The sequence below is a fragment of the Enterococcus quebecensis genome, from assembly GCF_001730365.1.
Lineage (GTDB): Bacteria > Bacillota > Bacilli > Lactobacillales > Enterococcaceae > Enterococcus_L > Enterococcus_L quebecensis.
In genome coordinates this window covers 106,302-115,050 of the sequence record NZ_MIKB01000019.1, presented here as the reverse complement: position 1 = coordinate 115,050, position 8,749 = coordinate 106,302, and the positions used below count along the sequence as shown (strand labels likewise).

The window sequence follows — 8,749 nt, the reverse complement described above, 5'->3', positions numbered from 1 at the left end:
AAACTCGAAATGTTATTCTATTTTTGTCGTTTGGTGATTTTCATCAGTGCCTTGCGACAAGATATAATATACCAAGTTTCTGCGCTTTGGTCAACTATTATTTTAAAAAAAGTTAAAAAGTTTTTCCTTCACTTTTATTGCTAATTAAGCAACTTTCGGCTTTACCTTACATTTGGAATCCATCAAGAATAATCCTACAAAAACACCTATAAATACCGATCGATTTCACAAATAAAATGAAAATAGTTCGAATTCCAATCCGTTAGAATCCATTGAACTTCCAATATTAGTGAATTCATTTTCTCCATAGAACTGAACTAGCTTATGATTACTAGCTAAACAATCTAAGCGCAACATATCTGCTTCTCCCTCAAATCTTATTTTTAATGCACTAAGTAATTCTTTCCCGTATCCCTTGCCTCTATATACTGGACGGATAATTACGCGATGAATGTAACGTGAATTTGGATGAAGTCCGTATCCTGCCCAAAGTAATTTATCCCACGTTGTTGGTTTTTTCCAAGCTGCAACCATTCCGACTAGTTCATTCTCATTATTATAGAAGAAAAATACCTCTTCTCTTTCTACCGCTTTTGCCAATTCGTGTTTGTCTTCCCCTTGTAAAACTTCTGACCATTGATTACTGCCTCTGTCTTTTAGCCATTCTGCTGTTTCCTTTAATATTGACATGACAATTTGAGTTTCAGCAGTTGTTACCTCTTTTAATTTCATTATTAGTTCCTCCCTTAACTTAGTATATATAGAAAAAAGCACAGTAAAACTAATCGTTAGTTTTACCATGCCTTTGGATCTGGTATAGAAAATGTACTTTACTACAATTTTCTTATGTACCTTACTATTAAAACATCGGAACGCCTTCAATTTCATAAGAAGCTAGTAAATTTTTTAATTCTGTCGGTTTTTCCCAGACATAGTTATCATTTATTTTAGAAACGGTTTGATCTTCATTCATTTCAAATACAAACAAAGGCATATTTTCAGCATCTGTATGCGCATTTGTTAACTCGACTAAACTAATTGAAGTAATATCTAGTTGAATCTCTTCTTTGAAAAGTTGCAACATACTCGCTAAACCTGTCATATCTTCAGAAACCTTTACTGTAACAAACTCCATCGAATTACCAACTGGATGAACAAGAAACTTTTTTGAACCATCATTTAGGTTCAGCATAATAGTACCAGCGACTTTTTTGTTAGACAAAACATCCACCTCAATTAATTTTTGTTTTCATAAACTAGAAGAATTGTACCATATTTTCTGAAAAAAAACAGAATTATTTCGCAAGTAGTTTCTCCATTGCCTCATTAGTCCATATAGGAAGCTCTTTTTCCAATGTATTAAAACCAATCTTCTTATTTTTATTAGTGAAGTATTTTTTACGACGTTGACTTAGCTGTTGAGCTTGAGGTTCTAAAGTTCTCAATGATAAACTGATTTTCTTAGAATATTCATCGATATCAATGACTTGAACCTTCACTTTTTGTCCGACTGTCAATAAGCTATGAATATTTTTGGTGTATCCAGCCTGTACTTCTGAAACATGAATTAACCCTTGAATTGTATCACTCAGCGAAACAAATGCACCATATGGCTGTAGCCCTGTAATTGTTCCATTAATAATCATCCCTATTTTGTATTCCATAATGTTATCCTCTTTTCGTTAATCCCATCAAAATGATTTTATCACTTAAATAATATCACTTTCTATTCAAAAGTGCATGAGTTTATTTCTACTATATATAGTATTAATTCTTTTTGTTCATATTTTGTTGAAAGTCTATTATACTATACTTAAATCTTATTTAATGAAAAAAATGCTTTTAATATAGAAAGGATGAATTGAATGGTAGAATTTAATACAGTGTATAATCGTCGTAATACAAATTGTTCTAAGTGGGATTCCATTAAGGATACATATGGAGAAGAAGATCTTTTGCCATTATGGATAGCTGATATGGATTTCAAAGCAAACCCACCTGTTTTAGAAGCTTTAAAGAAAACTGTGGATCAAGGAATCCTTGGTTACTCTCCTGCTCCAACTTCATTATATGAAGCGATCCAAAGTTGGCAAAAACGTCGCCACGATTATTCAGTTAGTAAAGAAGCGATTCTTTTCAACAGCGGAGTTGTTCCAAGTCTCTCTATAGCTGTCCAAGCATATACTAAGCCTGGTGATGGAGTCTTGATTCATGATCCTGTTTATCCTCCATTCGCCAAAGTTGTTGAACAGAACAATAGAAAGCTCGTTCGTAGTTCTTTGTTGATAGAACAAGATCATTTTGTAATGAACTTAGACGAGATGGAAAAACAAATCATCGCTGAAAATGTGCGTCTCTTTATTCTCTGTAATCCTCATAATCCAGGCGGACGTGTTTGGAAGAAGAGTGAGTTGGAAACTTTTGGTAAGTTATGTGCTAAATACGATGTACTAGTCATCAGCGATGAGATTCATCAGGACTTAATTTTTGCGCCGCATGTATTTACAACATTCACTAATGTCCATCCAACATTTAAAGATTTCTCGATTACTCTGACAGCTGCAACAAAGACATTCAACTTAGCTGGTATCAAAAACTCGATGATTTTTATCGAAAATCCTGATTTACGAAAAAAATTCGTTGATGTACAAGAACAAAATTTTCAAAATGAAATCAACATCTTTGGCTATGTAGGAACTGAAGCTGCTTATGAAAATGGTGATATTTGGATAGAAGAACTGCTAGTTTACTTAACTGAAAATATCAATACTGTGATTGAATTTATACAGAGTGAACTTCCCCAAGTCAAAATAATGCGTCCAGAAGGAACTTACTTGATTTGGTTGGATTTTTCAGCTTTCGGCTTGAGCGATGCTCAACTGCAACAACAATTGGTTCATAAAGGAAAAGTAGTTTTGAATGCTGGAATTACTTTTGGCCCCCAAGGAACGCAGCATATGCGTTTAAATGTTGCTTGTCCAAAAGAAACATTGTTAGAAGGTTTACGTCGAATCAAACATTCTTTTGAATAAAAAAAAATGAAGCATAACCTGTAATTGGTTTATGCTTCACTTTTTTATTGAGCTACTTATCCATTATTCACTTATTTCTACTTTATCAATCACTACATCAAATGTTGGGCGGTCTTGTGAGTCTCTTTGAACACCGCCAATTTCATCAACTACATCCATGCCTTCTACTACATGACCGAAAACAGTATGACGGAAGTCTAACCATGGTGTTCCGCCTTCTTTATAAGCTTCTATCACTTCTGTAGGGAAACCAGCACCTTCTAATTGTCCCATCATGTTCGCTGGAACATTTTGGTTATTAACAATGAAGAATTGACTGCCATTTGTATTTGGTCCTGCGTTAGCCATTGATAAAGCACCACGTAAATTGAAAACGTCTTTAGAAAATTCGTCTTCAAATTTTTCGCCATAAATACTTTCGCCCCCCATACCTGTTCCAGTGGGATCTCCACCTTGAATCATGAAATCAGGGATTACACGGTGAAAGATCACACCATCATAATAGCCTTTCTTTGCTAATTGAACGAAGTTTTCAACTGTTTTAGGTGCTTGTTCTGGGAAAAGTTGAACTGTGATATCTCCGCGATTGGTTTTTATTACAGCTTTAGGTCCTTTAACATTTGCTAAATCTAATTGTGGAAACTCTGACATAGTTATTTCCTCCTAGTTAATTTTTACTTACTTATACTATCATAACGAACTTCATTTGAAAATTCCATTATCTTTGATAATCTCTTAAGAGAACTTTTTTTCACAAACTTCCACTTGCTTTTTTCTGTTACAAGTGATATTTTGTGAAAAACGATATACTGCATTTTTTAGATTTCATTTGATAGAAATGAAAACTTTTTTACTATAGAAACTGGAGGAAATTTTGATGTCTGACTCAAAAAACATTTATGATCTAACAATTGTTGGTGCGGGTCCTGTTGGGCTTTTCGCTGCCTTTTACGCAGGGATTCGCAAAGCTAAAACGAAAATTATTGATAGCTTGCCTCAACTTGGCGGACAATTATCTACGCTTTACCCTGAAAAATATATTTATGATGTTCCTGGTTTTCCTGCAATTAAAGCTAGTGAACTGATTGAAAATCTAGAAAAACAAATCGCTCCTTTTGCCCATGAAACTTGTTTAGAAGAAGAAGTCAGAAATTTGGTTCAAGAAGATGGTTACTTGCGTATTGAAACATCAAAAGGTACCCACTATTCCAAAGCAGTCATCTTTGCTATTGGAAATGGTTCATTTCAACCTAGACGTTTAACTATTGATGGCGCAGCAGAGCTTGAAGGAAACCATGTGCATTATTATGTAACGGATATGAACAAGTTTTCTGGAAAAAAAGTTGCCATAGCTGGTGGTGGAGATTCTGCTATCGATTGGGCATTAATGTTGGAACCAATTGCTGAAGAAGTTTCTATCATCCATCGTCGTCCTGAGTTTCGCGGACACGAACACAGTGTAGATAATTTAAAAAACTCTGAAGTTGCTATTTACACACCTTACGTCATTGACCAACTGTTAGTTGAAGATGATTCATTCAAAGGCATTCAGTTAAAAGAAACAAAAGCCGATAATTTTGAAAAGCTTGATTTGGATTCTCTGATCATTAATTACGGATTCACTTCATCTTTAGGCCATTTAAAGGACTGGGGTTTAGATGTTAGTCGAAATGCAATCGAAGTGAGCTCGGATATGTCTACAAATATTCCTGGCGTTTATGCTGTAGGTGATATTTGTAACTACGATGGGAAAGTAAAATTGATTGCAACAGGATTTGGTGAAGCTCCGACCGCTGTGAATAATGCACTGCATTTTATCAAGCCAGATACTAGAACTCAACCGATGCACAGCACTAGTTTGTTTGAGGGAAAAGAAGCTAAAATGCTTTAATAAAAATTGGAAGTTGTCTATTATACGACAACTTCCAATTTTTTTATTATTCCATTTCTTCTTGCCAAAGTAAAATTGCTTTTTTTACATTCTCAACTAACTCTTCTGGTGTATTACCAATGATTCGTTCTCCTTCAAAAAGAACAAAATAAGTTTGCGCACACAGAACACATTCATTCATACAAGAATAGGTGATTACATCTCCGTTTTCCTCAATAAATGGGTCACTAAGTAACAGTTCTCCGCCTTTAGCTAAATTTTGTTCACAACATTCTATAAGTGGATTCATTTATCTTCTCCTTGCATTTTTCTCTTAGGATAGTATACCATTGATGTATTCTAAGTTTAAAAATGATGCATTGGAGGTTTTTATTTTGGTTATAAAAGGGGAAACATTAGAGAGAAAAGCACGGCAATTATTGAAAGATCGTGGTGTTGAGATGGAAGATCTGGCAGAATTAGTTTTATTTTTACAAAAACCCTACATGGAAAATCTTGATTTAGCCACATGTATTGAAAACATTGATAGTGTATTGTCGAAACGCGAAGTTCATAATGCCATCATTACTGGTATTCAGTTAGATATTTTGGCTGAAGAAAAAAAATTACTCCATCCTCTGCAAGAAATCATAGAAGAAGATGAAGGGCTTTATGGGATTGATGAAATTTTGGCGCTTTCGATTGTTAACGTGTATGGTTCGATCGGTTTTACTAACTACGGATACATCGATAAAGTAAAACCAGGAATTTTAGCCAAATTGAATTCTCATGAAGGGCCACATGTCCATACATTTTTAGACGATATTGTTGGTGCAATCGCTGCAGCTGCTGCTAGCCGTTTAGCTCATTCACAGCCAGATAAAAGTATGATTACACAATAATTATTTCCATAAAAGAAAAACAGAACTATTCACACCAATATTTTTTGGTCTTTAAAAAGTATTTTTCTGTTTTTCTTTTTATTTTCCATGGCTTTTCAATTGCTTCTATAGTAATTCTTATATTATAATAAGTTCAAAGTATATGACATCTTTTATACTTATGCATAAAGCTACCACTATAGGTAACAAGTATTCCTTCTAGTTTTTTTAATCGTTGATTTTCTTCCCCAAAAGATAGATCAAACACCTATAGTGGTAAAGCTTTATCAATATCCCTCAAATCATTGCCTTATACCTAGCTCCTATATCTAAGCATAAAAACAAGGATATTTAAACCAAAAGATAGAAGCAAAAAATAAAAAACGGTACCAGAATTCCTTCCAATACCGTTGTATCGTTCAATAAGTAAACGCTGGCATGTTCATCGTATCAAGTATTTTTAGGGGTAGATATTTTCCTAAAAATTGAGTACAATGAATCATGTCAGTGCATTTGCATTGACGAGGGCAACTTGATTGGTCAGTGTCTGCTGACTTATCAGGGCTTCGTAGTTTGGCGGCCACCAATCTATGAAGTGCCTTTTTTTATTTTATTATTTCACTTCTATCATGTACTCATTGTACAAGATGAGTGAATGTTTCGTCAATGATGATTCTGCTTTATTTTTTCATTTAGAATACCGACAGTAGATAACCTAATTAATGCTTTTTTCTTATCGTCCCATTAGTTGAGGCTCGTTCCAAGCCTAATCAGCTAGTCTTTTATCGTGTATGTATTTTTTCAAAAATAATTTCTGGAATATTTTTATGAGTTTATTTTTTGTTTATTTAGATACATTTTTAAGTCTCTTTCTAAATTTTTCTTATTTTAATTGCTTACTAGTTCCTCATGGTCTTTAATATACCTTATGAATAGAGTTGGCTTCCGTATATCTTTATAAAAACGATGCATCCTTCTATTGTATTCATTTCTTACATACTCAATTTGTGAGTAATAATTTTTATACTCATTAAAATCATGATAAAACTTCAAATAATAGCGCATATTTTTATATACAGCTCCATCAACTTGATAGATTAAGTTATGAGATAAAAAATCTTGAAACTCGTTGTCTATTAGCCCTTCCATGAAGATATGCCCCAATCAAACGGATAACTTGCGCTTCTTAAGCCTAATTTTTCTAAATCAGATACAACACTACAAAAAAACAAAGAAATAATATTTTCGTACTCAATATATACCTAAACGTCACATTAAGTACAACAGAAATGAAATTAATATTGATATTTTCCTTATATTTTTGTCTTGTGAAAATAAAAAAAGAACGCATATTCCATCTTCGAAACGTCCAAAGACGCCGATAGAATACCGTTCTCGTGGGTTTGGCACCCAATGGGTCGTAAGGGAGATTTGAACACATTTGAAATGAAATGCTGTTTTTTGAATAGTTTATTGGTAATTTAAATTAGTTGAAAAAAGAAAATGACCTCACTCTCAATATAAAAGGAGGTCACAATGTGGTCATAGGTCAATTACATTTTTGAAGCTGAGGCTTTTTTTTGAGCATTTATATATATGATTTTAGAGTATTTTCCTTTTTCAGCGTTAGAAACTTTCTCTTTAAACTTATTTAAATTATCTATACTTTTTTTCCCATCCACAATTACTAACAAAAAAATAGCTTCCTTAGTTTTTTCAGATTTTTTATATTCTTCTAATTGAGTAAAGTACCCATGTTCTAACCTAGAATGTATAGTTTTCTTTACCTCTATTAAAATTTTTTCATTTCCTAAACTGCATTTGAAATCAACAGGTCCCCGTCCCGTATTACTTTCTGGTGTTAAATCAATATTATTTTGTTTACAGAAGAAATGAGACACACCATAAAATACTAATTGAATTGCTTTTTCATTTTTAGAATTTCTCACATTTGAAATGCTATCTTTGTAAAATAATGAATCTAATCCATTATTTTCAACCAAGTCTTTAAAAATATCACACATGATAATTACTTTATCCTTCAAATTAGTATCATTTTTATCAATTAAATCTGCTTCTTTTTTATATTTATCTAATGAATTTTTTACGGTCTCTTGCGTTTCATGATACCATAAGAACTCTCCATCTGGATCAGTGCTAAAGTTATAAGTATGGGTTTTTGTGTTTAAATAATCTAATATAAACGCTTCAAAAATTTCAGGATTGCTTGCAAAACTTTCTAAAACAGCATGTTTATCTACCTCAGAACTATTTTCTTTAGTAAATGCATCTCTCCAACTTTTACCAATTGCCACATTTAAAGTTTCTCTAACAGACTCATCTGTAACTTCGCTTTTAAAAACTCTAGTGCTATGTGGAAGATTAGTTAACAAGCTTTGTGGAATAATAATAATATGATTTCCTTCTGATGTAAGACATTTTTCTTCATAATTTACACCTAATTCATCACAAATACGCTTTGAATAATTTTGAAAATCATCTAACATTATATGAATAATCATGTCACTTATTCTATCTGCTCCTAAACCTTTTTCAAACAATCCAAGTAATTCAAAAAAATAAATATCATTTTCAGATTCATTTATTATTAAATTTGCGTCTTCTATAATTTTTTTTGCTAAAGTCTTTCCTATACCATTTCCATCACTACTTTCCGATGAATAACCTATAGATAGCCCTTTTACTTCTGGAATAGTCACCATCTGGATCGCTGTCCTCCAAAATTTATCATCTCTTTGGTTTGATCGTCTGATAAGCTTTAATACTCCAGAAAAATAATCAGTTATTTTCTCTTTGGCATTAGTGAATTCTAATATGTCTGTATTAAAAATTAGCGCAGGATCAACAAAAAGCTCTGAATCAGCTCCCAAGATAGCATTAAATGCTCCAGTTAATTCAAACTCAGTTCTTTCCACATTCAATAAATCAGATATTGATGCCAACAT

At 32.8% G+C, this 8,749-nt stretch carries 9 protein-coding genes; 3 read left to right on the top strand and 6 right to left on the bottom strand.

Translation table 11 applies throughout. The features are described from left to right. Positions 1-225: 225 nt before the first annotated feature. From BCR23_RS14420 to BCR23_RS14410, 3 genes are all read right to left on the bottom strand, one after another. The gene (locus tag BCR23_RS14420) at positions 226-732 is read right to left on the bottom strand and encodes a GNAT family N-acetyltransferase (RefSeq protein WP_069636188.1); all 507 of its coding nucleotides are present in this window, start codon (positions 730-732) and stop codon (positions 226-228) included. 127 nt (positions 733-859) lie between these two features. Next, positions 860-1,231, bottom strand: coding sequence for a hypothetical protein (locus BCR23_RS14415; protein WP_205688511.1), 372 nt, complete (start codon positions 1,229-1,231; stop codon positions 860-862). A 64-nt stretch (positions 1,232-1,295) separates the two neighbouring features. After that, positions 1,296-1,664 carry a CvfD/Ygs/GSP13 family RNA-binding post-transcriptional regulator gene (locus tag BCR23_RS14410; RefSeq protein ID WP_069636186.1) on the bottom strand — a complete coding sequence of 123 codons (369 nt, stop codon included), beginning with the start codon at positions 1,662-1,664 and terminating at the stop codon, positions 1,296-1,298. A gap of 201 nt (positions 1,665-1,865) precedes the next feature. On the opposite strand from BCR23_RS14410, the gene BCR23_RS14405 reads away from it, so the two are divergent. Further along, the gene (locus BCR23_RS14405; RefSeq protein ID WP_069636185.1) at positions 1,866-3,032 is read left to right on the top strand and encodes a MalY/PatB family protein; all 1,167 of its coding nucleotides are present in this window, start codon (positions 1,866-1,868) and stop codon (positions 3,030-3,032) included. 63 nt (positions 3,033-3,095) lie between these two features. Here BCR23_RS14405 and BCR23_RS14400 read toward each other — a convergent pair whose 3' ends face one another. Further along, on the bottom strand, positions 3,096-3,683 hold the full coding sequence (locus tag BCR23_RS14400) for a peptidylprolyl isomerase (RefSeq protein ID WP_069636184.1): 588 nt from the start codon (positions 3,681-3,683) through the stop codon (positions 3,096-3,098). 226 nt (positions 3,684-3,909) lie between these two features. On the opposite strand from BCR23_RS14400, the gene BCR23_RS14395 reads away from it, so the two are divergent. Continuing rightward, positions 3,910-4,923 carry an NAD(P)/FAD-dependent oxidoreductase gene (locus BCR23_RS14395; protein ID WP_069636183.1) on the top strand — a complete coding sequence of 338 codons (1,014 nt, stop codon included), beginning with the start codon at positions 3,910-3,912 and terminating at the stop codon, positions 4,921-4,923. A 46-nt stretch (positions 4,924-4,969) separates the two neighbouring features. Here BCR23_RS14395 and BCR23_RS14390 read toward each other — a convergent pair whose 3' ends face one another. Then, positions 4,970-5,212, bottom strand: coding sequence for a DUF1450 domain-containing protein (locus tag BCR23_RS14390; protein ID WP_069636182.1), 243 nt, complete (start codon positions 5,210-5,212; stop codon positions 4,970-4,972). Between the two features lie 85 nt (positions 5,213-5,297). Between BCR23_RS14390 and BCR23_RS14385 the strand changes: the two genes are divergently transcribed. Next, entirely contained in the window at positions 5,298-5,804 is a 507-nt protein-coding gene (locus BCR23_RS14385) for a phosphatidylglycerophosphatase A family protein (RefSeq protein WP_069636196.1), read from the top strand. Positions 5,805-7,336: 1,532 nt separating this feature from the next. Here BCR23_RS14385 and BCR23_RS14375 read toward each other — a convergent pair. Beyond that, on the bottom strand, positions 7,337-8,749 hold the full coding sequence (locus tag BCR23_RS14375; protein ID WP_069636180.1) for a hypothetical protein: 1,413 nt from the start codon (positions 8,747-8,749) through the stop codon (positions 7,337-7,339).